Genomic DNA, 25,098 nt, shown 5'->3' with positions numbered 1-25,098 from the left:
TCGGCACGTGCTCCCCGCCCTACTCCGCCCACTCATCGAGGCGCTCCGACCGCTTGCCGCACGCTTCGACGAACGACAACGCCACCTCTACCTCGTCGGCGGCGTGGTCCGCGACGCACTGCTCGGCATCGAGCCGAACGGTGACGTGGATGCCACGACGGACGCGACGCCCGAGGAGATCGTGGAGATCGTCAGACCCGTCGCGACGCACTTCAACCTGACCGGCCTCCGCTTCGGGACGGTCGCCTTCCACTATCACGGCGTGCCGCTCGAAGTCACGACCCACCGAGGCGAGGCCTACGACTCCTCCACCCGCAAGCCGACCGTGCACTTCGTCTCGGCGCTCGCCGAGGATCTCCTCCGACGCGACTTCACGGTGAACGCCATGGCGGTCGAGGTCACGAGCGATGACCCGACCCTGATCGACCCGTTCGGCGGGATGGAGGACCTTCTCGCGCGCCGATTGCGCACTCCCATGGACCCCCGACGCTCCTTCAGCGACGATCCGCTGCGCATGTTGCGCTGTGCACGCTTCATCGCGCGCTTGGATCTCGAGCCGCAGCGCGCGCTCGTCGACGCGGTCCACGAACTCGCCCCGCGCCTCGAGGTCGTCTCGCGTGAGCGCATCCGCGACGAGCTCTCTCGACTGCTCGTCGTGCCCGATCCGAGCAAGGGTCTCTGGTTCCTCGTCGACACGCCCCTCGCCGCCGAGTTCCTCCCGGAGCTTCCGGCGCTCAGGCTCGAGCAGGACCCCATCCATCACCACAAGGACGTACTCGCCCACACCATCGCGGTCACCGCAAGCTGCTCACCGCGGCTCCGCCTGAGGCTCGCCGCCCTCCTCCACGACATCGGCAAGCCTGCGACTCGCGAGATCGGGCCGAACGGCGTGAGTTTCCACTTCCACGACGTTGTCGGGGCTCGTATGGCCCGTCGCATCCTGCGAGAGCTGCGCTACCCCAACGACCTCGTCGACGACGTCGCTCGCCTCGTCGAGCTTCACCTGCGCTTCCACACCTATGCTCAGGGTTGGAGCGACGCCGCCGTCCGTCGCTACGTGCGCGACGCAGGCGAGCTCCTCGAGGACCTGAACGAGCTCACCACCTGCGACGCGACCACCCGCAACGAGCGCCGACGACGCATGTTCGCCGAGCGCATGGCGACGTTCGAAGAGCGCGCACGGGAGCTCGCCGAGCGCGACGCGCTCCGAGCGCGTCGGCCTCCGATCGACGGACTGGAGGTCATGCGCATCCTCGAGATCCCACCAGGTCCTGCCGTGGGCCGCGCGATGCGCTTCCTCACCGACCTCACGATCGACGAGGGGCTGAACGATCCCGACGAGGCGAGGCGCCGCCTCCTCGAGTGGTGGCGGTCCCACTCGGGCGAGGAGGCCTAATCGCGAGGAGCGATGCTCTTGGTCTCCTCGAGCGGGACCGGTCGACCGAGGAGGTACCCCTGGGCAAACCGCACCCCGAGCGCGCGCAGCGCCGCAAGCTCTCGCTCGTCCTCGACGCCCTCGGCGACCACGAGCGTACGCGGCGCAGCGAGACGCAGCAGGAGTTCGGTCTGGCCACGCTTCGCGGCACTCTTGGGGAGATCATGCACCCAGTCGGGATCGAGCTTCACCATGCTCGGCCGCACCCGACGAACCACCGCCAGGGATCCTGCATCGGGGACGAAATCGTCCAGGGCGATCGCGAACCGGTTCGTCGCACGCGAGAGCGTGTCCTCTGTGGCCGCGACGTGAGGGCCGTCGAGCACGCCGGTGAACGACACGTCGAGGAACAGCCCCTCGCGCGCCGTCAGGGAAAAGCGTCGCCGCCCTTCCATCAGGGTCAAGAATCGCGACGACACATTCACGCTCAGCCACGCGCCCTCAGGGATGTCACGTGCCAGCAGTGCGGCGCGCTCCAGGAGCCGCTGCTCAAGGCTGGCCGCTTCGACCGTGTCGAGCCTGGCGAGCTGGGCTGGCGGTGCCTCACCGTTGACCCGTTGATAGATCTCGTAGCCGACGATCTCGTCGGCCTCAATGTCACGGATCGGCTGGGCGAGCGCGCTCAGCCCGTAGTCGGCTAGCCGGCGCCGCGCCCGTTCGCGCTCTGCTCGCGAACCGACGCGCAACCGACCAGGCCCGTCGGTATCGACGGCCTCGCCCAACCCGATCGAGGACGCACCGAGATCGAGGACGTGCTCCCAGGTTCCCAGTTGGGTGCCCCCGACTCCGACGGGCACCTCTTGATGGCGTGTCGTGCGGACGGGACGGTTCTTCGTGCGCCGCTGGAACCATGGGAGGATCTGGATCCACACGTCCTGGATGCTGTTGCGCACGCCGATGAAGGCGACGATGGCAACGGCCGCGAGGACCAGGTTGATCGCCGCGAAGAGCATCGAGTTGAGTGCGTGGTGCTCCCAGTCATGCAAGAGGGTGTAGATCGACAACACCACGAGCGCGTACGGAGCCACCACGAACATGAGCGGGGTGACTGTGCGCTTGCGCACCTTCGGGGTTCGGGCGAACGAAGCTCGAGCCCCGGTGACGGCCTGGCCGATCGAGCTGACGGTGCCAGCCAGGTTCACCATGACGAGGATCAGGTTGAAACCATAGATCGAGAAGATGTCGCGACGGTGATAGCCGGCGTACTTCAGGTCCGTCGACATCGCGAAGAAGTACGGGAGGGCGAGCACGGCGATCCAGGGACTCACGAGCTCGTTCGCGAAGGGGAACACCAGGAGGACGACCAGGGCGACGGTCGTCCACGTGATCGACGCGAGGTAGTTCATGCGGAGGAAGAACTCGGCGAACGACTGACGCCCGGTCTCCTTGGCCCGCTTGTGGTAACGCCACAGCTTCGGCACGACGAGCAGGCCGCCATCAGCCCAACGGCGACGCTGGATGCACAAGGCACCGAAGTCGGGGGGGTGGCCGAGTAGCTCAGCCGCTCGGGGTAGTTGTAGATTTCCCAGCCCTGGGCGACGATGTCGACCGACGACTCCGTGTCCTCGATCGCGGTACGGTCGCGGATGTAGCGCTTGATCGGGTAGCCGCCTTCCCAGGTGATCTCCTCCAAGGAGTTGAGCGCGCGCTTGCGAATGACGGCGTTCGCGCCGACCCAGAAACCCGCCCGGTAGTTGGCGAGCCCTTGGTGGACCACATGCTGGACGTCGGTGGTCGCACCCGCGATCCGCTCGAGACGCGACGCGGGGCCCGGATAGGCCGAGTAGGGCGTCTGCGCGACCGCGACATGCGCGTACGCCTCCTGCTCCATCAAGTAGACGAGCCGGAGGCAGTACTCGGGGAGCAGGGTCGAGTCCGCATCCAAGGTGAGCACGTAGTCCGGGTCGGGGATGACGAGGTCCGCGTGCTCGGGGTCGTCGGACACGAGGACCTGACCCGAGAGCGTGCGATGGACGCTATAGGCACCGCCCATCAAGCCGATGTACGAGTTCAGGTTCATGGCCTTGTTCGGCTCGCTCGAGAGTGACGCGTAGAGCTTGCGCTCGAAGCTCGTGATGCGCGCGCCAAAGACGTTGAGGAGCCGTTCGTACAGCTGCGCGAGGCGAGCCGCGTCGACCTCACGGCCGTAGCTCGCGCCCTCTCGCAGCGTGTCGGCGATCTGTGCAAATTCGTGGGCCAGCCGGACGAACACTTCGTCTCGAAGGAACTCGTCGGTGTGGTCGATGATCGGGAGTTCTTCGCTCTGAAGGGTGAGCCAGCTCGCCGCCAGGGCATAGGTATCGGCGAGCTGTTCGAGCTCGCTCGGGTCGACCACCACGCCGTCCCACGCGGCACCGGAGTCCGATCCACCCTCGTGAACGATCGCGGGCAGCTGGCTCACTCTGGAACCGACACGCTCGCGGAACTCGTCGTAAGCTCGACGAGCCGCGGTGGCAGGGTACGCGAGGAGCGACTCGAGCTGACTCGGCAGAGACCGTGCCGCTTCGAGGAGGACGCGATGGCGTTCCTCCGTCGGGTTGGGAGGATCATCGATCAGGAGCACGATGCGCTTGTCGGGATACTCCTGTAGCGCCGCTGACAGCAACGTATTGCGAATGACGCGAGTCTCCTCGCGGTACGAGGGGATGATCATGGTGAGGCTCGGTCGACGCTGCCAGAAGTAGCCGTCGAGGTGAGCCCGCGGTACCCGACGATGCTCGCGAGCTCGGTAAATATGGCCGAGCCTCGCCACGAGGTACGCCAACGACGACGCCTCGAGCAGGGTGATCATGGCGAGGTAGGCGATCGCCTCGGCCTTCGCCTGCGTCGTGTAGGCCCCTTGGCGCAGGAACTGTGAGTAGAACCAGTAGATCAGGTAACCGACCCAACCACCAATAGTGGTCATAATTGCGAGGCGCGCCGTCACGATGCGGGACTCGGGGACCTGAGCGGCCTGACCGACGAGCCGAACCTGCGCTCGCTGTCCATGCGTACCGGCTGGTTGGCGACTCAACCTGTTCTCCCTCCCGTGCTCGTAGGAGACCGACCGCAGACCGCCCACCACGGTAGAACCACCCTCACGCAGAGTGTAGCTTGTTGCGGAGGGCAAAGACCGTACTCGAACCCACATTGTGGGCTCAACTGAGAATTGAACCCCACGGAGGGTGATCGAGGGCCCGACACGACCGCTCCACGCTACACTCGTCCGTACCGACAACGACCCGTTTCGACAGGAGTAGCGATGTCACACGACGAGCTCTCTCCGCTTGGTGACCACTCATTGCAGCCTTTGATCACTGTCAGTGATCTCGTGATGCCGCACGAGCTGGAGGGAGACGGTCCGGATCGGAAGCCGCCGCTCGGGGAGCGCCTGCGCCGCTACAGCCCTGTGCGGATCCTCATGGGCCTCATGGTGCTCGGTGGAGCTGGCTCGCTGGCGGCGTGGCGCATCCACCAGCGGATCATCGACGCAGCGCCGGTCCACGCGACCTACTTCGCCCCGTACGTCGACGCCACGCTGTCGCCGACCTATGCGTTCCAGGATCCGACCCAGAACGACGCGAAGCAGACGGTGCTCGGGTTCGTCGTCGCGAGCGGCACGAACGGCTGCTCACCCACCTGGGGTGGCGTCTATACCCCGAGCGCCGCCAACCAGGACCTCGCCCTGAACTCCCGGCTCGCCGAGTACGCCAGCATCGGCGGGACCGCGATCGTGTCCTTCGGCGGCCAAGCCCACACCCACTTGTCGATGGCGTGCACGACGCCGACGTCGCTGGCCGCCGCGTACCAGCAGATCATCCGCCAGTACGACCAACACATCGTCGACTTCGATATCGAGGGCCCCGCGCTCACGAGTCAAGCGGCGACGCTCCGACGGGCAGCCGCGCTGTCGATCGTGGCTCACGAAGACCCCGGGATCCAGATCTGGCTCACGCTACCAGCGACACCCCAGGGACTGTCGGACCCAGGCATCGCGGCGATCCGCGCGATGCTCCTCAAGCGGGTTCCTCTCGCTGGCGTCAACGTGATGACAATGGACTTCACCTCGACGCCCGGGGGCCTCGTCCAAACCGCCGAGAGCGCACTCACGGCGGCACACCAGCAGCTCACGACCCTGTTCGCCGAGTACCGTATCCCCCTCAACTCCCACCAGATCTGGAACCACATGGGTGTGACGTTCCAGATCGGTCAGAACAACGTCGTCGGTCAACGGGTGAGCCTCCAGGGCGCGTCGCAGCTCGTGGCGTGGTCGACGTCACAGGCGATCGGGCGGGTCTCGTTCTGGTCGCTGAACCGTGATGCGCCGTGCGCCGCATCGCTGGCGAACGAAGCCGTCTACTCGAACACCTGCTCCGACGCACAGACAGCCCCGCTCGCGTTCTCGAGCGAGATCGAGCATCAGATCCCTGCGTCCGTGCAACGCGGTCGCGGGCTGATCCAGGTCACGACCACGGTGAGCGCCAACCCAGCCAACGCGCCCTTCCCGATCTGGAGCGCGTCCTTCCCCTATCCCGCCGGCTACAAGGTGGTGTGGGGTGGCTACATCTACGAGGCCAAGTGGTACAACCAGGGCCAACAGCCCACGCAGCAGTTCGAGTATGCCTACCAGACGCCATGGGAACTCCTCGGACCGGTGCTGGAGAGCGATCACGCACCGACACTCCCGACGCTGCCTCCAGGGGCCGATCCGACTTGGGAGCCCACCGTCACGTACCAACCCGGTCAGGTCGTGGAGTTCGAGGGTCTTCCTTATCAGGCCAAGTGGGCCAACCAGGCCCAGAGCCCGGCCTCCGCGATGGCCGATCCGACGATCTCTCCCTGGCAGCCGCTCTGGAGCTACCCGGGTGAGCCGCCGCTGACGGCCACCAACTGATCTCGCTAGAGGCCTCCGCCGCCGAACAGCTTCGTCACCTGCCCGATGCCGTGCATCGATGCGATCATCGACGCCATGAACACCACGCCGATCGCGATGACGCCAGGGATGAACACCAGGGACGCGATGCGTACCCGTTGGTTCACCGCCGCGACGGTGGACTCGAACAGGGCCTGGTAAGCGTCTCGAATGGCCACGTCCAGGGTGTCGGAGACCGGCCGACCCGACAGGATCGACTGCTCGAGGTACGAGCCGAGTTGCGCGATGCGGGGCACACCATAGGTGTTCCCGAAGCGCTCGAGCACGGCCCCGATGTTCTGGTCGTTGCGCTGGGATCCCTGGATCCACGCGTCGACATCGCGCGCACCGGCGTCGCTCATGACGCCTCGAAGCTCGCTGATGGCGGTCAGCGCCTCGGTCGCCGATGCACCGCCCTGGACGTACACCCGGATCAAGAGCGCCAGGTTGGCCAGGGAGTTGTCGATGCGCTGGCGCGCGATGCGGGCCTCGGCGCGAACCTGCCACACCAGCACCACGCGAGCAACGACCGCGGCAAGGGCGAGCGCCGCCGCCGCGACGATCGCCAGGACGAACGGTGACAGGTTCGGCACGACGGCCTTCGCGAGGAGCACGAGGCCACCAGCCAGAACAGCGAGCACCAGCCACAGCTGCTGGAGGCGCGCGACGGCATCCTCGGTGGACCAGTGCGCGATCCAGAGCGTGGCATCGAAGTCGGCTTGCCGTCGCGCCAGGGCGGCAACGACTCGCCGCGCGAGCGGCACACGCGAGCGCGACGCGATCGAGGGCAGCGCTGCCGCATAGCGTCTGAGCGCAAGTAGGGTGCTGCCTCCGGCGAGCGCGACGCCGGCTCCGGCGATGACCAAACCAATCGCGATACCGACCCCGATGATCAGCCACCGTGCATCCATGGGTCACGACCTCACAGGTACCGAAGTTTGAACTCGAGATCACGACGCAACGAGAGGGCCCACAAGAGCTGCGCCCCGCTCCCTGCAAGGGCGACGACCTGCGCGAGCAGTGACAGTCCGATGTCGCTGCCGAGCGAGCCGCCGAGTGCGAGGAGCGTCGCATACACCGCCCCGATGGTGATGATGGTGATGAGCCGCACCTCGCCGAGCGACGAGAGCAGCTCGGTGACCACGAGCCCTCGATAGGCCTGGACCTGCTGTAGCAGCACGTCGCCGAGGAGATCGAGCTGGTTCGCCACCCGCAGGTTCGTCGCACGCAGCGCCAGGTACACCAACACGTCGGTGATGTGGATCAACGGATTGGTCGTGCGCTCGATGAGATGGCTCAACGCAACACGAGCCTCCCCCTCGCGAGCGGAGGGATCGGCCATCTGTTGGTACGGCACGCGACGATCTCGCGTGAAGCGACCCGCTGGTTGTGCATCGATCGCGAGCTCGAGTGCCGCCGGAACCGACACACCTCCGGAGAGGAGCCCTGAGCGAAAGTCGATGATGAACTGGAGCATCGACGAGAGCTCGTCGACCGACTCGGCGAGCGCCGGCCGTAGGAACAGGTCGCCGAGCACGTAGCCGATGAGGATCGACGGGACGACCAGCAACCACGCCCCAGCCAGCCCGGCGAGCAGCGCAAGCGCGACGCCGATGGCGAGTCGATGGTCGATGGCGAATGGGTGCATCGTCGCAAGCGCAGACCGGAGCGCCGATGGCCGACGCGACACGAGTCCGACGCGTTCGACCTCCTCGACTCGACCCCCACTCGGGGGGCGGAGAGCCACGGCGATCGCGATCAACGCCCCCACGACACCGATACCGAGGAAGCTCCCGGCGATCATGACGAGGGCCCGGGTCACGCTCCGAGCTCCCCGAGGGTCGAACCAGCCGATCCCATGACGATGGGCTCGAGGACCTGCTCGAGGGCGGTCCCCGATCCGAGCTGATCGGGTTCTACGGCGATGACCTCGACGCCGTGACGCGCGCGCAGTGCGAAGCGAGCCACTTCAGCGAGACGACGGCGACGACGACCCGCCGCCAGCGCGACGACCCAGACCCGAGCCTGCGGGAACGCCCGCTCGAAGTAGCCGAGCGAGGCGATCGCCACCGGCCGCTCCCCGACCACGAGCACCAGATCGCTCGCCGCAGCGGCCCACGCCGCCTGCCCGACGAGACCCGGCGCCACCCAGCCCGCGTCGGCGAGCACGGTGGTGGGCCCGAGAACGCTGGAGCGTTCCAGCTGGACGAACAGCTCGACGAGCGCCGAGCCGAACTCGAGCGCGCGCTCGGCGGCCTCGGTCGAACTGACGGGCGCGCGCACCACGGGCACGACATCGCGACGCGACGCATCGGCGGCGCTGATGGGCCGTGCGCTCTCGAGGTCGCTCAGCGCACCTACCACGGTGTCGAGGTGCACGCGCACCCGCCGCATGCCGTCGTTGCGCTCGCGCAGGACCTCGTAGATCGTTTCGAGGGTCGGGGTGCGCTTCTGGAACTCGGCTCCCGCCATGGACCACGTCGTACCCGACACGCCGAGTTCGACCAGCAGGCGGGTCCCCGGAACAGCACGTGTCAGGGCAGCGGCGACTCGCTTGCGACCGACGTTCGCATCGAGCCCGAACACCACCAGCATGGCTAGCCCACCGGAACGGGTCGGGCACCAGGGAACGAGAACACCACGACGCACTGCGAGCTGGTCGCGGCGGCCGCAGCGGCCGCGACTTCGGCGGGAGGTAGTGCGACCTCGATGCCGAGCGAACCGGATGATCCAGACGAGGGATGCGTCACCGACAGCACCGTCACGCCGGTCGCGACCGGAACGTCGTAGGGGACGTGCGCCGACGACTGCGTCTGGACGGTGCTCGGCTGAGGCACGAGGATATCGATCACCGAGCCCGCCTCCAGGTTGGGGGGCGCGACCTGCGGCGTGAAGTAGAGGACGCGTTCCCCTCGAGGAGGACGCTTGGCGAGCTCGCGAACCTCGAGTGGCGCGCCGGGGGCGACCGGCACCGACACGGTATAGCTCCCCGAGCTGAGGGCGTCGAGCGCACCGGCCAGCACGACCCCGCTCCCGGAGGCGATCTGCGCCGGGGTCGTCACGACGGTGAGCTCCGATCGAGCGATCGGTTGCCCAGGGAGCAGCTCGGCGGCGGCCTCCACGATCTGGACCTCGCGAAAGACACGCGTCTCGAGGTAGTAGACACTCGTCCCGGCGATCGCCAAGCCGAGGAACGCGATGCCGACGCCGGTGATCACCAGTCGCCGTGCGGCGTCATCTCGAGCCACGTCCGCCTCCTTCGCTCTCGACTACTGTCGGCACGACGACGGCTCCCATTGAGCGCCTATCGCAGTGCCACCTCAGCAATCAGAGCAACGACCGCAAGGACGAGTCCTGCTGCACTCAGCCACGCCACCATCGCCCACGGCCCTCGCTGACCCGAGATCGCCGACCACGCGAGCTGCGCGAGGCTTGCGCCGAGCAAGGTGAGCGGCAACCACACGAGACCGACCGGACCGAGTCCGACGGCGACCAGCCAGAGCGCCCCGCCGACGTAGCGCACGTCGGCACCTCCCACGTGACGACGCTGGAAGAGCACCACGAACGCGACGACGAGGATCAGCCACAGCCCGAGTGCGAGCGGGAGCCACCCAAGCGGCTCGAACCCAAGGGCCAGGCCGGCGACGGCGTACAGCGCCGACACGAGAGTAACGATCCACAGCGAACCACGTCGGCGCAGGCGATGGCTCCGAGCGTCCTCGCGTCCGGGCCCGACGAGGTGCGCACCCATCACGCCGACGCCAGCAAGGAGCCACACCGCTGCGATCATGGGTGCCGTCCGCCGGTGGTGGCGACGAAGAGCAGGAGGCGCGCCGCGACGATCAGCGCAACCGACGCCAGCACCATCGACCAGGTGCGCCATCGCGAGCGTCGCGGACGCGTCATCAGCGGCGCCGTCACGACGTCGACCGCCGCGACCGTTCCGGTCTCGGCCGTGGGTTCCGTCGCCGCGACGACCAGCCTCCGCGGCTCGTCGTCGCGGTCGTCCCGAGCGACCCCTCCGAGATCCCCGAAGTCGCCCCAGTTCGACGGGGCGCCGCCCACCGGCTCGGCCACCGTGCGATGCTCGTCACCCGGCCCGACGATGAGCTCCACCTCGGCAACCTCGCTGCGAGCAGTGATCAGGCCGAGGCCTTCGCCGATCCGATCGCCGACCTCGACCCAGAACACATGTTGGTCGGTCTCCGACAGGCCCGTCGACGGCGCCTGATCGACACCCTCCCACCCGAGGGCCGATGGCTGCCGCTCATCGAAGCTACTCACCACGACCCCACGGCTCCTGGCCTCACCAACGCCGCTCGTGGCACGTGGGTGCCGACCTCCTCGCTCCGGGCGACGCCCTCGTCTGCACCCGTGGTCCCGTCGGGGCGCAGACCGCCGCCTTCGAGCCGCTCGAGCGGTCCGAATGTCCGGCGGACGAGCCGCACGATCACCTTCGCCTCACCACGAGCGTCCGCGCGCTCGAGTGCCTCCGCGGTGGCGAGCAGGGAGTCGACGAGGACCGCCTCCAGGACCGGCGCTCGAGCGCGAAACCACGGCTGCTCGTAGGCGGCAAGTGGCGGCCTCGCCACGAGGTCGACGATGCGGATCGCCTCGTCGACCCGGTGGACGAGGCCGAGATCGGATCCCACACCTGGGCGCAACCGGAGCCCGTCACGCTCGTCGTCCACACAGGTGGGCACCTCGCGTGCGAGGGATCGAACGGTCCGCGCCGGACGCTCGAGCGCGTCGGCCAACGCGTCGATCGTGGCGCGGCCGCCGTCGAGCACGAGCGCAGCGACCAACTGTGCGGCGTCTCGGCTCGCGGCGACGCCCTCGAGCCGTGGCTCGAGGCCGCACAGGCGCACCCAGGGTCTCCCGGGTCGTGGGGGCGGTGGCAGTTGACCTGGCAGAAGGGGGGTCGGCGCGAACGTACTCAACCGCTCCACTGCGCCGTGCCAGCGCCCACGATCGATGGAGGCGAAGGACACGTCGGGAGGTCCACTCGTCTCGACGACCACGACGCGTCCGGCCGCACCGAGCGCACGCACGTCATCCATTGCAAGCCTGACACCATGCACGACCACCAGCACCGGGAATCCATTCGTCGCACTCACTGCCTCGTCGAGCACCGCCTGTGCCCGCCGGATGTCGGACACGACCAGCACCGACGATCGTGCCAAGGCCACGACCTCCTCACGTCGCATCCCGACCACGACACAGCGAACCGGCTCCAGCCACGGCAAGAGCCGATGCTGGACGATGAGGTCGAGACCGGTGCCGGGCTCGATGCCGACGAGTCCGCTGAGCACGCGAAGCTGGCCCAGCCGGTCGACGACGCGAATGCATGCCGACCCTGCGTCGGCGTGTGTGTGGCGCTGACCCCCTACGACCTCGCCAGAGCGCAGCGGCGTGAGCGAGCCCTCGTGCGCTGGCGAGGAGCGGACGCGATGGTCAAGGCGGACGAGGGCGCGGAGGTCCTCGGCGGCCGGGTTGCGATCTGGCACTGCGAGCGGCACCATCCCTCGCGGCCGATGCAGCCGGGCGTGCTCCGCCACGCGGTGGAGCTCCTGCTCGGCGGCGACCTCGAGGACCCACTGCGACGTCGAGCGTTCCATCGCGACGATCCCGACGCCGGGCACCTCGATGGCTGGGACTGCGTCGAGATCGAGATCGACCGCGACCGACGCTCGCGCCGGGGCGCGGACTCCGTCGGGGATCGATGAATGGTCGCCACCACCTCGCCCCAGCACCCACCGCCACCACAGCGCAAGCGCAGCGATGGCGCACACCGCCGCGGCCCCGACGACGACGGGGTGGGCCACGACGCGCTCATTCGGGAGCGACCACGGTGTCAGGACGAGGACCTCCGCGATCGACCCAGCGAGACCGATGGCCACACGACGCGCGCTCACGCGAGGCTCCCCACGAGGTGGGCGGAGGCCGTGACCGTGATCGGGCTGATGGCCACCACGGTGATGAGATCGCTCATGGGCGGGACGAACACCACGGTGCAGGTCGCCCGTACGTCGAGGTAATAGCGCTGGAGGCCGTGTCCGTTGGGGACGAGCCCGCCCGAGCACGACACGACGCTCGTACCGACCCCGTGTGGGACCCCCGCGAGCGCTGCCGAGGCCGCGCTCTGGAGGTTGGGATCGTAGAACGACGGATTCCGCATCGTCACGAGCCCTGGCGACCCCGCGTTCCCAGCCGTCTGCCAGAGCACGTTGGCAGCGGCGTGCGCCGCCGCCCGCGCCGCCGCCCGCGCCATGGTCTCGGCCATCGTGATGCTCTCGAGCACGAGGGCCGCCACCGTGAGTCCCATGACGAGCAGGATCGATCCGACCGCGAGCAGCGCGGGCGTCGCGTCTCCCTGCTCGCTCGGCGCCCTCACGGCGTACTCCCGGCGATGAGGTGTGAGGGGTTCAGGCCCAGCGTCACCGACCGCTCGAAGTGCACGAACCCGAGCACGGGAACGGTCGTCGAACAGGTCACCGTGACGGTCACCGACGCTGGAATCTGGGCGGCGGCGACGTCGAGCCCACTCAGGGCGCAGCTGAGCGGCGGGAAGGAGCGCGCTGCGGTCTCGGCCGCGACCATGGCACCGAGCGCCGACTCGGCGGCCGGAGTCCCGAGGACCGGGAGACTCAGGGCTTCGAATCCGGCGGCATTGGCGATCGCCTGGGCCGATTGCGCGGCCGCCCACCACACCACGACGCCCACCGAGACCGCGAGCACGACCATCACGGCCGCCACCGCTGGCAGTGCAACCACCGCATCGCTCTCGGCTCGATCGTCGGTGAGGAGCCGTCGCATCACGCTCCCGTTCCGAGCTGGCTGGGCGGCTGGAGCGCGACCTGGCTCGTCACCGGCACGAGACCGCCGAGATCGGCGTGCACGACCACCATGGACGCAGCTCCCGGCGCGTCCGGACCACTCACGCTGACCGGCTGGATCGACCAGGTCACGTCGCGCAGGACCCCGAAGGCGAAACCTTGGGCGGGCGAGCCACCGATCCCGAGGTCGGCGGCGATCGCCTCAGCACCCCACACGGCCTCGACGTGCCCGACCCACAACGCGCCGAAGCCGATGGTCAGCGCGATGAGCATGAGAAACACCACCACGACCACCGGCCCCACGACCGTGCTCGTCGCCTGCTCGTCGACGAGCAGGCGACGAGCGAACATGCCCGCTATCCCTGTGGAAGGGTGCTGAGCTGATTGTTGGTATTGGATGCCGCGCTGGTTGCGCTGCCCGTGAACTGGAACACCAAGAACACGACGAACGCCACCACGATGAGCCCGAGCACGACCCAGGCGATCGTCGCCACCGAGGTCTCCGCCCCGGACTCGTCGCTCGCCAGCGACACCAGTGCAGCAGGCCCACCGGTGACCACTGCCATCACCGACCGAACCACCGAGGCCAGCCACCACGCTGCGCCACGTACCATGCGCCTTCCCATTTCGACGCTCCTTTCGCTCGCGCCGTCTCTCGACGGACGATGCTTGACCACCCGTCGTAGTAAGCATCGTCACTCTCGGCGTCAGAACTTGAGCGCTCACGAGCGCCTCCGCGCGACGAGCTCCTCCAGCCGGTGCGCGACGTTGGCATGGTCCACGGCACGCACGAGAGCCGACCCCTCGCGCACGAACGCCATCTGCATCCGTGGCATGCCACCGACCTGGCCCGGATGGGGAACGACCCACCCGATCCCCGTGACGACCCGCCGACGGCTCTGCTCGTTGCGCACCAAGGCGCAGTGCACGACCAGGTTCAACGTGCTCTCGATGAGATAGGCAGCGGCCCGGTCCGTGTAACGGGTCGTGCGCAGCAACAGCCCGAAGACGCGGTTCACCGTGTCGAGCGCGCTCTCGGCGTGGATCGTGGCCAGCACGCCGCTCGTGCCCGTGTTGGCGGCCTGCAACAGCACCTCCATCGTCTCCGGGTCGGTGACCTCACCGATCACGAGCCGACGGACATCCTCCTGGAGACCGCGTTCGAGGATGGTCTTCATCGTGACCGAGCCCGCACCCTCGGCGTTGGCCTCCTGCTCGACGTGGCTGTGGAGCACGTAGAACCAGGGCCTGCCGCGGTCGTCGACCAGCTCCTCGAGATGCAGTTCCTCGTAGTTCTCGGCCACCAGCACCGGTTCGGCGCGCGGGATGAACTTCGTGAGCGCGCGCAGGAGCGTGGTCTTCCCGGATCCAGGGGCCCCCGCGATCAGGATCGGCACCGCAGCTCGTACCGCCTGCGCGAGCATGAGGCCCGCTTCTTCGCTGAGGACCCCCTGTTCGATGAGGGCATCGAAGGTGATATTGGTCGCATGGTGCAGGCGCAACGCAGCGAGAAACTCCCCCGATCGAGTGGTGCGCTGGCGGAGCGCCATGCGGATCCCGTAGGGGCTCGTCAGGTTCGGGGCGTGGTGCACGGGGTCGAACCGTTGAGGTACGCCTCCCCCGGAGATCTGTGCGAACTGCGCACCACGGTCCTTGAGGGCGCGCCCGTCGGCGGCCGCATCGATCATCGAGAGCCACGCTCGACCATCACTCGTGTAGACGGTGACGCGCTCGTCGACGATGTGGATGTTCTCCACCTCGGACGCGAAGTAGTACAGCAACACGATCCCGAGATCGAACATCTCCCCGTAGAGACGGATGGTGAGCAGCGGTCCGACGTTCGGCAGCCGCTGGATCTCGTCGGCATCCGGACGCGCTTGCAGCAGCGTCCGGATGCGCTCGCCGATGGCGACGTAGTTGGCGTTGAAGGCCGCCCGCTTCTCGAGCACACTCAGGTGGTCGAGCATCTCCTGGCTCACCGTCTGGAGAACCTCGTCGGCGGCCCGAGAGAAGAGAGCCCGATAACGCTCGTGCCAATGGTCGAACTCTGCGGCCTGACGCTCGTCGTCAGCGTGGCGCTGCGCATCGACGAGGAAGCGTGACACGAGCGACCAGGTGAGCGTCTCGCGCAGGTAGCGCTCGAACGGGCCGCGCTCGATCAGCTCGGCGAGCGATCGAGGCGCAAGGCTCTCGGTTCGTCCGACCCCGGGTGCGATGGTGGCCACGACCCTAGCCTCCGAACACCGCAGCGCCCACCGGAAGCGACTCGACGGTGGCCACCTGCTCGTCGATGGAGGTCGCCGGGCCGAGCACCCAAGGTGGAACGTCGAGCGTCACGTCGCTGTAGGTACCGCCAGGAATTGTCACGGCTACACCATCGACGGACAGATGCACGGTCTGGAGTCGTGCCGTCGCCGTCGCGGTGAAGGCCGCGGCGAGCTGAGCGTTTACGGTCCAGGTAGAACCACCCGAGAGTCCAGACGGTGCAGCGAACTCGATGGCGCACGTGCCCGGATCCTCGCTGGTCGGCGTCGACACCAGCGGACTGAGCTTGCCCGCCGCCGACTGGGCGAGGGCCGGCGTGAGGCGGGAGAAGAGATCACTGGATGCGCTCACCGCGCCAGCGTCGCACAGGGACCCAAACGTGCCCGGTGCGAGCGAGCCTGTCGGCGTGACGTCGTTGGCGGTGGGCGCGAGCACGTTCGTGCCAGCGAGGATCGGGGCCGACGCCGGCACCGTGCCGGCCGACACGTAGACGTCCTCGACACTGGCCTGCCAGCTCATCGCGTAGCTCGCCACGTTCGACACGGTGACCGGGGGCTCGGCCACCCCATTCACCGTGACGGTGACGACGATCCCACCGGCGACGGTCGCAGATCCCGACAGGGTCGTCCCGAGCTCGCTCGTCTGTGGCGCGACGATGATGGGTTGGCCCACGGACAGGGCGGCGCCTTCGGGGGTAGCGATGTTGGGATGAGGGAACGTCGGCTGGGGACCCTCGGTCGGGTTCGTGGGGTCCTCGAAGCTGGCGAAGCTCACGCTCGGGAGCGCGACCGACGGGACCGAAGCCGGCACCCAGGCGATGCTCCAACTGACCTGTGATCCGGTCAGGGTCTTTGTGCCCGAGCCGCGGGCACCGGGCACCACGGCGAGCACGCCCGCCATCGCGACAGTCGAGGCGACTTGTAGAAGCCACCGAGCGGTCCACCGTGCCATCGCGCACTCCCTTGCACCGATGGCATCGGCACGGACCGATTCGAATCTTTATGCGTCCGTACCGCTCTCTGGCACGACGCCAACGGACGCCACGGACTCCTCGGCTTGTAGCGAGATGAGCTTGACCCCGGTTGCGTAGCGACCCTGGTTGGAGATGTCGCCGATGCGCACGCGGATCATCTGGCCCTGCGAGCTCACGATGAGGACCTCGTCCTCCGGCCTCACGAAGGCCGCGGCGACCAGCTCTCCCTTGCGCTCGGTCAAGCCGATGCCTCTGATACCGGCGCCGCCTCGATGGTGCACCGGGAACGAATCGAGGGGGGTTCGCTTGCCGTAACCGCGGCTCGTGACGAGCAGGACCTCGACACCGTCTTCGATGAGCCCGCCCGCGACGATCCAGTCGCCGTCCGCTCGGCGAATGGAGCGAACGCCCGCCGTCGCGCGCCCGGTACGACGCACCTCAGCGAGTGGGAAGCGCAGGACCTGGCCGCGCTTGGTGAACACGACGCCATCGTGCTCTTCGGTCGCGACGACGACGCTCACGAGCTCGTCGTCGCCTCGCACGTCGATAGCGATGATCCCATCACGACGCGAGCGCGCGTACTCGGCCATGGCGGTTCGCTTGACCATCCCGTTGCGCGTGAAGAACACGAGGTCAGCGTCCTCGGGGAAGTCCTTCGTGCCCATGACGGAGGTGATGCGCTCGTCGTCGGCCAACGGGACGAGATTGACGAGCGCCGTCCCCCGCGCCGATCGCTCGAGCTTGGGCAGCTCGTAACCCCGGAGTTGGTAGACCCGCCCACGCGACGAGAAGACCAGCAGCCTCGAGAGCATCGACGACGAGATGACGTGGGCGATCTCGTCTTCGTCCTTGACTCGCGCCCCCACCACGCCTCGGCCGCCTCGGCCCTGCGCCTTGAACGAGGACTCGGGCACGGCCTTGATGTAGCCGGAACGGCTGATGAGCACCACGATGGGCTCGTCCTCGATGAGGTCCTCCGCGGCGAAGTCGCCCGGGTCCACCTCGAAGCGGGTCCGCCGCGCCTGGCGGTACTCGGCAGTCGCCGCGAGCATCTCGTCCTTGACAACCGCGGACAGTCGTTGGGCGTCGGCAAGGATCGCTTCGAGTTCAGCGATGGTTGCTCGGAGCGTCGCCGCCTCCTCCTCGAGCTCCTCACGTCCGAGACGGGTCAGGCGCCCGAGCGTCATGTCCAAGATGTGGTTCGCCTGGAGCTCAGAGAACCCGAACGGCTCGGCCATGAGTGCGGCACGGGCAGCCGCACGATCCTCAGAGGCTCGGATGGTCGCGATCACGGCGTCGAGTTGGTCGATGCACGAGAGGAGACCCTCGACGATGTGGAGTCGCTCTCGAGCCTTGCCGAGACGGAACTCGGAGCGACGCCGAATGACCTCGCGTTGGTGATCGACGTAGATCTGGCACAAGCCAAGCAGGTTCAAGGTGCGCGGCGCGCCATCGACCAGCGCCAGCATCTGGATCGGGAAGCTCGTCTGGAGCGGCGTCAGTCGATACAAGTTGTTGAGCACGACGTTCGGATTCGCGTCACGCTTGAGCTCGATCACGAAGCGCGTCTCGGACCCTGCCGAGAAGTTCTTCATGTCCCGGATCCCTTCGAGCAGCTTCTCCTCGACGAGGTGGCGAATCTTGTCGGCGATCACCTCGACCGAGGTCTGGAAGGGAATCTCGGTGACGACGATCTGGTAGCCCGATCGAGCCTCCTCGATCGTGGCCACGGCGCGAAGCTTGACGCTCCCCCGGCCGGTTCGGTAGGCGTCGCGGATGCCATCTCGCCCGAGAATGATGCCACCCGTGGGAAAATCGGGGCCCGGAACGAAGCGCATGAGCTCGTCGACGGTGGCCTCGGGGTGGTCGATGAGGTACGCAATCGCGTCGACCACTTCACCGAGGTTGTGCGATGGGATCTGGGTCGCCATACCGACGGCGATGCCTTGTGATCCATTGACGAGCAGATTCGGGAACCGCGCCGGCAGTACGGACGGCTCGACGGTCTGTGAGTCGTAGTTCGGGACGAAGTCGACCGTGTCTTCGTCGATACCCGCGAGCAGCTCAAGGGCGATCGGGGCGAGGCGGCACTCGGTATAGCGAGACGCCGCGGGACCCGTCGACGGATCGGGCGAACCGAAGTTGCCGTGCCCATCGATCAAGGGATGGAGCAGCGAGAAGTCCTGCGCCATGCGCACGAGCGCGTCGTAGATCGCAGCGTCGCCGTGTGGGTGGAAGCGACTCATGACGTCCCCGACGACCTTCGCGCACTTCACGTGGGGCCGATCGGGCCGATAGCCAGCGTCGTACATCGAGTAGAGGATGCGACGATGCACCGGCTTGAGACCATCGCGCGCGTCAGGGAGCGCTCGCGCAATGATCACCGAGAGGGAGTACTCCAGAAAGGAGCGCTCCATCTCCTCCTGCAACTCGATGAGCTCGACGTTCGAAGCGTCGGGGGTGGGTTCGTCAGGCACGCAGATCTCCTCGTGGGCCGATGTCGCTTACCTAGAAGTCGATGAAACGCGCGTCGCCCGCGTTCTCCTGGATGAAACGACGGCGCTGCTCGACGTCGTCGCCCATCAAGACACTGCACACCTCGTCGGCGATCGCCGCCTGCTCGATGGTGACCTTCAGCAAGGTTCGCCGATCCTGATGGAGTGTGGTGTCGCGCAGCTCGTCGAAGTCCATCTCGCCAAGACCCTTCAACCGCAGGAATGGCTTCTTGTGGTTGGGGTGGGCTTCGAGAAAGCGCAGGCGCTCGGCTTCGTTCTTGATGTAGACCTTCTCCGTGCCGAGCAACGTGGAGTACAGCGGCGGCTGTGCGGCGTAGACCATCCCCGCCTCGACGAGCGGCCGCATCTGACGGAAGAAGAACGTCAGCAGCAGCGTGCGGATGTGCGATCCGTCAGGATCGGCGTCGGCCAAGATGATCACCTTGTGGTAGCGGGCCTTCTTGATGTCGAACTCGTCACCAACTCCAGCGCCGATGGCCGCAATCAACGACTGGATCTCCTGGTTCGAGAGCATCTTGTCGAGTCGAGCACGTTCGACGTTGAGGATCTTGCCACGGATGGGAAGCACTGCCTGGGTCTTCGGATCACGTCCCTTGATGGTCGTGCCACCAGCGGAGTTCCCCTCCACGATGAACAGCTCCGACTCGGAGGGATCGCGCGAGGTGCAGTCCGTGAGCTTGCCGGGCAGACCCGCGCTCTCGAGCCCCGACTTACGCCTCGTGAGCTCGCGAGCCTGTCTCGCGGCCAAGCGAGCACGCTGTGCCACGATGGCCTTCTGAACGATCGCCTGCGCTTCGCGAGGGTTCTCCTCCAGCCAGGTCGCCAGGTGCTCGTTGGTCACACGCTCGACGAACGATCGCACCGACACGTTGCCGAGCTTCGTCTTGGTCTGGCCCTCGAACTGCGGGTTGACGAGACGGACCGACACGATGGTGGTCATCCCCTCGCGGATGTCGTTCCCCTCGAGATTCTCATCGCGCTCCTTGAGCAGGTTCCGTGCCCTCGCGTAGCGATTGATCACCTGCGTGAGCGCCTTGCGGAAGCCCTCGGCGTGCATGCCGCCTTCTTCGGTGGAGATGCCGTTCGCGAAGGTGAACAGCGTCTCGTAGAAGGTGGTGTTCCACGAGAACGCCACCTCGACCTCCATGTCCTCCTCGCTCGCGGCGTAGTAGCCCACCTTCGCAAAGAGGGGTCCCTTGGGCTCGTTCAGGTGGCGAACGAAGTCCACGATGCCACCTGCGTAGGAGAACGTCTGTTCATGTTCTCGACCAGGACGCTCGTCGCGGAAGCGCACGACCACGCCCTTGTTGAGGAAGGCGATGACCTGGAGGCGCTCCAGGATCCTCTGGGCAGAGAACTCAGTGTCCTCGAAGATCGTCGGATCCGGCCAGAAGGTCACCACCGTGCCTCGCCGGCCTCCAGAGGAGCCGATCCGCTCGAGCGGCCCCGTCGGCGTCCCACCCTTGACGAACTCCATGCGATAGGTGCTACCGTCGCGGTGAACCTCGAGGACGAGGCGTGCCGACAGCGCGTTCACGACCGACACGCCAACGCCATGGAGACCGCCAGAAACCTTATAACCACCCGTGCCGAACTTGCCGCCAGCGTTGAGCTGCGTCAGCACCACCTCGGCTGCCGACTTCGACGGGTCTGATGGATGTGGGTCGACGGGAATACCGCGACCATTGTCTTCGACCCGACAGCCGCCGTCGGCGAGGATGGTGACGTCGATCTCGGTGCAGGCGCCGGCCATGACCTCGTCGACTGCGTTGTCGACGACTTCCCACACCAAGTGGTGCAGTCCGCTCGGACCAGTGGAGCCGATGTACATGCCCGGGCGCAGCCGGACGTGCTCCAAGCCCTCGAGGACCACGATGTCGGCTGCGGTGTAGCTTGCCTCGGGCTCCAAGCTCTTGATCCTTCCTCGATCGACCACCTACGCTGCTCGATGCGTCATCCACGCTCGTGGCGATGCAGACACACTGCGAGCAGACTCACACCCACGGGCGCTCGAGCCCACCTCAGCCTAGCTGCGACCAGGGTCGCGGCTCTCCCGGGATCGCAACGAGACGCAGCTCACCCTGGTAACCCGCCTCCGCAAGCGCCACGCGGAGCCGTGCTGCCGCACCACGTAGGGCGACGAGACCGGCACCACCGGCGCCGAGGACGATCTCGTCCTCGGCGAGCCTGACCAACGAGCATCGACGTACGAGGGCTGGTCCCAGCGCCTCGCGCACGACGGTCTTGAGTTCGCCACGACGCACGACGTCCACGCCGGCCCGCTGAGCGGTATCGAGCTTCGCGAGCACCTCAGCGATGGGCACGGGCCCCGGCACTCGTCCTCGATCACGCGTCGACGAGGGCTCCATGGCTGATCCGAAGCTCGAAGCCCGACCCCTCCACCGGTGCGGTGTGACTGATGAACGCCTGCATCCCCTCCATCATCGCGACCGCTCGCCGCGCCCGCTCGGCATCAAGCTCGGCGAGCAGATCGTCGAGCACCAGCACCGGCGGCTCCTTCGTCACCGCCTCCATCGCGCGTGCCAGCGCCACCTTGAGGGCGACGACCACGGTACGCACCTGCCCCTGCGATCCCATGCGACGGATCGGCTCGCCGTCGAGGAGGATCTCGACGTCGTCGCGGTGGAACCCGACGCTCGTGACGCCACGACGTCGATCGTCTCCGCGACGCGCACGCAGTTGTTCGAGGAGCGTCGCCTCGTCGCCAGCGCCTCGATAGGTCACCACCACGCGACCCGCCGACATCAGCATCTCGTCGATCACCGCCCGAGCGTGCGGAGCGATCACCTCGGCAGCACGGGCCCGGAGCTCGGCTACCTCCACCGACGCGCGCGCGAGCCGCTCTTCGAGGATGCTGAGCGTCACCTCGTCCAAGACCGGCGCCCGCAGAGCCTCGGTCCGCTGCCGCAGGACACGCTCCGCCTGACGCAGCCGGATCGCTGCCCCTCGATCGAGTCCGACGACGCACTCGTCGAGAAACCGACGGCGCTGCTCCGGGCCGCCGCTCGCGATCTGGACGTCGTCTGGATGAAAGCTCACCACCGGCAACGACGGGCCCCGTTGCTCCCGCTGTCCGTCGACACGGGTCTCGAGTCGTCCCTCCCGATCGACCCGACGGCCGACTCGCACCGGCGGAGCGAGCTCGCGCTCCACGTCCGCGACGACGACCGCTTCGTCATGGCCCACCCTGACCAGCGCCGACCGATCATGGGTCCGGAACGATCGCCCTGCCAGGACCACGCTGACCGACTCGAGCAGACTCGTCTTGCCGTGTCCGTTGCTCCCGACCACCGCGATGATGTCGTCGGGGACGTGATCGATGGTGAGGTCGAGATTGCGCAGGCCAGTGATGCGCAGACTGCGCACCCACATACTCAGCGGGCCACGATCGGCATCAAGATGTACAGGTACTCGCGGGTGTCCGCCGAACTCACGCACGCCGCACGGTTGGCCTCGATGAACTCGAGCCGGATGACGTCGCCCTCGACACCGTCGACGCCATCGGCGAGCATGTCCGGGTCGAAGTTGATGGTGAACTCGGCATCGTTGAAGTTCGCGTCGAGGACCTCGTGCACCTGGCCGACGGACGGGATGCGCACGCTGAGCTCGCAGGCCGTCGGCGTCATGTTCATCTGGATCGACGAACTGTTCCGCGCCTCCTTGGCCATACGGCGAAGCCGCCGCATGGCATCGACCAGCGACAATCGATCCAGGAGGAGCTTCTTCGGATAGGTGGCCTCCACGAGCCGCCGATAGTCGCGAAAGGGCTCGTCGACGAGCCGGGTGGCCAACGTGGTCGTGCCGACCACGAACACGGCATCGCGCTCGCCGATACCGACGTGGATCTCGTCGACACCCGCACCGGTGACGAGCCTCTCGAGCTCGCGAACGGCCCTGGTCGGGATCACGACGTCGCGAGCTTCCGAACCCGCGACAGAGAGATTCGCGATGTCACGAAGCGCAAGCCTCGTCCCGTCCGTCGCGACCAGCCGCAAGCCGTCATTGGTCGAGGAGAAGAGCATGCTGGAATAGATGAGGTCGCGACCGTCGTCGCGAGCCGCCGCGACGGCCACCTGACGAATCCCCTGGGCCAGCGCGGCAGCCGGCACCGTCGCACTCGGCGTCGTGCCCTCTCCGATTCCGGGGAGTTCGAGCGTCGGGAGCAGCTGCAGCGACACTTCGGCCCGACCCGATCGGAGCACGACCGATGCGTCCTCGACCACCACCTCGACTTGGTCGCTCGGCATGGTACGAACGAGATCGACGGCGAGCGACGCCGGCGTCTGGAACGAACCCTCGGTTCCCATCGCACCCAGCACACTGCGAATCGCGAGGTCGCTCTCTCGTCCCTCGACCTCGAGTTCGCCGCCTCGAAGCGTCCAGCGCACACCCGCGAGCGAGGAGCGTGACGAGAGCGCTCGTGACGCCGCCTGGAGCGCCGATGCGAGTTCGTCGCGTTCACAGAGAAACTTCACCGATGTCCTCCCCTATCTATGTGTACGGTAGCACTGGTAGTAAGGCCTGTGAACTGTGGACGACACCCGTTTTCCCAGCGCAGCGGCCATGAACTCGTCCCCAGGACATGCACAGTGCTGTGGAGCCGCGAGGCCGTCGTCGTTCGAAGGACTCGTCGGGCTCCTCGAGCCTGTGGATGAGCGGGCGGTCGTCCACCGTCCGTCCTCAGGGACATCCACAGGCTCACGGCCGCGGACCTCGAAGACTCTTGAAGAGCTGATCGACCTGTTCGTAGATCTCCACAGACTCTTGCATCAGCTCTTGTACCCGGCTGACGGCGTGCATGACCGTCGTGTGGTCCTTGCCGCCGAAGGCGCGGCCGATCTCCGGGTAGCTGAGTTCGGTGAGTTCGCGAACGACGTACATCGCGATCTGGCGAGCTACCGCGACCGGCCGCTTGCGCGATGCGCCGGTGATGTCTTCAGGGGTGAGGTTGAACAAGGCCGCCGTCGCAGCGATGACCTCGGCAGGCGTGCGTTGACGTTGGGTGGCGTGCTGCGAGATGAGATCCGATAACACCTGTTCGGCCATCGTCAGCGTGATGCCGGTCTGGCTGAGCGTGGAGAATGCGGCGAGCCGAGTGAGTGCTCCCTCCAGCTCTCGGATGTTGTCGGTGATGGAGGCGGCGATGAACTCGATGACCGTTGCGGGTACGGTGACGCCCGCATCCTCGGCTTTTCGCCGGAGGATCGCAGCTCGCGTCTCGAGATCGGGCGGTTGCACGTCGGTGATCAAGCCCATGGCGAACCGGCTTCGGAGCCGATCCTCGAGTGTCGCCAGCGCACGTGGGGGACGGTCGGAGGTGAGCACGATCTGCTTCTGTGCCCCGTAGAGCGTGTTGAACGTGTGGAAGAACTCTTCTTGGATCGCTTCTTTGCCCTCGAGGAACTGGATGTCGTCGACGAGGAGGATGTCGCACGCACGGTAGCGGGCCTTGAACTCACTCGTCTGGTTTCGCTTGATGGCGTCGACGAACTCGTTGAGGAAGGTCTCGGTCGAAACGTAGGTCGTCAGCAGGTTCGGATAGTTCTCACGGGCGTAGTTGCCGATCGCGTGGAGGAGATGGGTCTTGCCAAGACCAGCGTCGCCGTGGATGAAGAGGGGGTTGTAGGAGCGAGCCGGCGTCTCGGCCACGGACAGGGCCGCGGCGTGGGCGAAGCGATTGGAGGACCCGATGACGAACGCTTCGAAGGTATAGCGGGGATCGAAGGTCGAAGAGGACCCGCGACCGTTACGCCGCGACGGTGTGGGCGAGGATGTGGGTGAGGAGTCGAACAGCGAATGCGCCGTGGTCGGTGTCTCGTCGGGGACATCGGCGCGGACCCGTACCGCGACAGGCACTCGCGCTCCCATGATGGGCGTCAGCACGTCCTCGAGCACGTCGCGGTACTTGGTCTCGAGACGTTCCTTGGCGAGCGGTGACGGTGTGGTCAGGACGATCTGCTGGTCGGAGAGCTCCTGGGGCGCCAGGGTTCGGAACCACGTCAGCCACGTGGCTTCCCCGACCGCCGTTCGGAACGCCTGGGCGATCGCCTCCCACGATGCCTCGGGTGCGCTCACTCCTCTAACCTCCTCCTATCCACAAGATGCTCCACAGCTGTGGACACTGTCCTGTGGACAACGTCTCCGGGTCGACGCGACGAGTC

Annotated in this window: 23 protein-coding genes; 2 read left to right on the top strand and 21 right to left on the bottom strand. The window is 67.1% G+C overall.

What is annotated here, in order from left to right; all coding sequences use genetic code 11:
- Positions 1-7: 7 nt before the first annotated feature.
- Positions 8-1,396 carry a CCA tRNA nucleotidyltransferase gene (locus AFER_RS00110; RefSeq protein ID WP_012784117.1) on the top strand — a complete coding sequence of 463 codons (1,389 nt, stop codon included), beginning with the start codon at positions 8-10 and terminating at the stop codon, positions 1,394-1,396.
- Here the strand turns inward: AFER_RS00110 and AFER_RS10595 are convergent.
- Positions 1,393-2,856 (bottom strand): EAL domain-containing protein, encoded by a 1,464-nt coding sequence (locus tag AFER_RS10595; protein WP_143711880.1) that lies wholly within the window; start codon positions 2,854-2,856, stop codon positions 1,393-1,395. The two genes, AFER_RS00110 and AFER_RS10595, sit on opposite strands and share 4 nt — an antisense overlap.
- A complete protein-coding gene (locus AFER_RS00105; RefSeq protein WP_049755149.1) occupies positions 2,778-4,448 on the bottom strand; it encodes a glycosyltransferase family 2 protein in 1,671 nt (556 codons plus the stop codon). The genes AFER_RS10595 and AFER_RS00105 overlap by 79 nt, the downstream gene beginning before the upstream one ends.
- A 300-nt stretch (positions 4,449-4,748) precedes the next feature.
- Between AFER_RS00105 and AFER_RS00100 the strand changes: the two genes are divergently transcribed.
- Entirely contained in the window at positions 4,749-6,308 is a 1,560-nt protein-coding gene (locus AFER_RS00100; protein ID WP_171788922.1) for a hypothetical protein, read from the top strand.
- 5 nt (positions 6,309-6,313) lie between these two features.
- On the opposite strand, the gene AFER_RS00095 is transcribed toward AFER_RS00100, so the two are convergent.
- From AFER_RS00095 to dnaA, 19 genes are all read right to left on the bottom strand, one after another.
- A complete protein-coding gene (locus tag AFER_RS00095; RefSeq protein WP_012784113.1) occupies positions 6,314-7,237 on the bottom strand; it encodes a hypothetical protein in 924 nt (307 codons plus the stop codon).
- Positions 7,238-7,248: 11 nt separating this feature from the next.
- Complete coding sequence (locus AFER_RS10590; RefSeq protein ID WP_012784112.1) at positions 7,249-8,148, bottom strand: hypothetical protein; 900 nt, start codon at positions 8,146-8,148, stop codon at positions 7,249-7,251.
- Positions 8,145-8,921 carry a hypothetical protein gene (locus AFER_RS00080; protein ID WP_012784111.1) on the bottom strand — a complete coding sequence of 259 codons (777 nt, stop codon included), beginning with the start codon at positions 8,919-8,921 and terminating at the stop codon, positions 8,145-8,147. The genes AFER_RS10590 and AFER_RS00080 overlap by 4 nt, the downstream gene beginning before the upstream one ends.
- A 2-nt stretch (positions 8,922-8,923) precedes the next feature.
- Positions 8,924-9,574 carry a hypothetical protein gene (locus AFER_RS00075; protein WP_012784110.1) on the bottom strand — a complete coding sequence of 217 codons (651 nt, stop codon included), beginning with the start codon at positions 9,572-9,574 and terminating at the stop codon, positions 8,924-8,926.
- A gap of 56 nt (positions 9,575-9,630) precedes the next feature.
- On the bottom strand, positions 9,631-10,116 hold the full coding sequence (locus tag AFER_RS00070) for a hypothetical protein (protein ID WP_012784109.1): 486 nt from the start codon (positions 10,114-10,116) through the stop codon (positions 9,631-9,633).
- Positions 10,113-10,610 (bottom strand): hypothetical protein, encoded by a 498-nt coding sequence (locus AFER_RS00065; RefSeq protein WP_143711879.1) that lies wholly within the window; start codon positions 10,608-10,610, stop codon positions 10,113-10,115. The genes AFER_RS00070 and AFER_RS00065 overlap by 4 nt, the downstream gene beginning before the upstream one ends.
- Entirely contained in the window at positions 10,607-12,241 is a 1,635-nt protein-coding gene (locus AFER_RS00060) for a hypothetical protein (RefSeq protein WP_012784107.1), read from the bottom strand. Before AFER_RS00060 ends, AFER_RS00065 begins: the two co-directional genes overlap by 4 nt.
- A complete protein-coding gene (locus AFER_RS00055) occupies positions 12,238-12,720 on the bottom strand; it encodes a hypothetical protein (RefSeq protein WP_012784106.1) in 483 nt (160 codons plus the stop codon). Before AFER_RS00055 ends, AFER_RS00060 begins: the two co-directional genes overlap by 4 nt.
- On the bottom strand, positions 12,717-13,145 hold the full coding sequence (locus tag AFER_RS00050; protein WP_171788921.1) for a hypothetical protein: 429 nt from the start codon (positions 13,143-13,145) through the stop codon (positions 12,717-12,719). Before AFER_RS00050 ends, AFER_RS00055 begins: the two co-directional genes overlap by 4 nt.
- Positions 13,142-13,513, bottom strand: coding sequence for a hypothetical protein (locus tag AFER_RS00045; protein ID WP_012784104.1), 372 nt, complete (start codon positions 13,511-13,513; stop codon positions 13,142-13,144). Before AFER_RS00045 ends, AFER_RS00050 begins: the two co-directional genes overlap by 4 nt.
- A gap of 5 nt (positions 13,514-13,518) precedes the next feature.
- Positions 13,519-13,788 (bottom strand): hypothetical protein, encoded by a 270-nt coding sequence (locus AFER_RS00040; protein ID WP_012784103.1) that lies wholly within the window; start codon positions 13,786-13,788, stop codon positions 13,519-13,521.
- 96 nt (positions 13,789-13,884) lie between these two features.
- Complete coding sequence (locus tag AFER_RS00035) at positions 13,885-15,387, bottom strand: ATPase, T2SS/T4P/T4SS family (RefSeq protein ID WP_012784102.1); 1,503 nt, start codon at positions 15,385-15,387, stop codon at positions 13,885-13,887.
- Between the two features lie 4 nt (positions 15,388-15,391).
- Positions 15,392-16,327 carry a hypothetical protein gene (locus tag AFER_RS00030; protein ID WP_143711878.1) on the bottom strand — a complete coding sequence of 312 codons (936 nt, stop codon included), beginning with the start codon at positions 16,325-16,327 and terminating at the stop codon, positions 15,392-15,394.
- A 99-nt stretch (positions 16,328-16,426) separates the two neighbouring features.
- Positions 16,427-18,877 carry a DNA gyrase subunit A gene (gene gyrA, locus AFER_RS00025; RefSeq protein WP_012784100.1) on the bottom strand — a complete coding sequence of 817 codons (2,451 nt, stop codon included), beginning with the start codon at positions 18,875-18,877 and terminating at the stop codon, positions 16,427-16,429.
- Between the two features lie 31 nt (positions 18,878-18,908).
- On the bottom strand, positions 18,909-20,825 hold the full coding sequence (locus AFER_RS00020) for a DNA gyrase/topoisomerase IV subunit B (RefSeq protein ID WP_143711877.1): 1,917 nt from the start codon (positions 20,823-20,825) through the stop codon (positions 18,909-18,911).
- Between the two features lie 112 nt (positions 20,826-20,937).
- Entirely contained in the window at positions 20,938-21,240 is a 303-nt protein-coding gene (locus AFER_RS10585) for a hypothetical protein (protein ID WP_143711876.1), read from the bottom strand.
- A 22-nt stretch (positions 21,241-21,262) separates the two neighbouring features.
- Positions 21,263-22,303: a DNA replication/repair protein RecF gene (gene recF, locus AFER_RS00015; protein ID WP_012784097.1), complete on the bottom strand. Its 1,041-nt coding sequence runs from the start codon at positions 22,301-22,303 to the stop codon at positions 21,263-21,265.
- 8 nt (positions 22,304-22,311) lie between these two features.
- A complete protein-coding gene (dnaN, locus tag AFER_RS00010; RefSeq protein WP_012784096.1) occupies positions 22,312-23,412 on the bottom strand; it encodes a DNA polymerase III subunit beta in 1,101 nt (366 codons plus the stop codon).
- A 223-nt stretch (positions 23,413-23,635) separates the two neighbouring features.
- Positions 23,636-25,012, bottom strand: a complete 1,377-nt coding sequence (gene dnaA, locus AFER_RS00005; protein WP_012784095.1) for a chromosomal replication initiator protein DnaA — start codon at positions 25,010-25,012, stop codon at positions 23,636-23,638.
- Positions 25,013-25,098: the final 86 nt, after the last annotated feature.

Source organism: Acidimicrobium ferrooxidans DSM 10331, from assembly GCF_000023265.1.
GTDB lineage: Bacteria > Actinomycetota > Acidimicrobiia > Acidimicrobiales > Acidimicrobiaceae > Acidimicrobium > Acidimicrobium ferrooxidans.
This window is presented reverse-complemented; position numbering and strand designations above follow the sequence as displayed.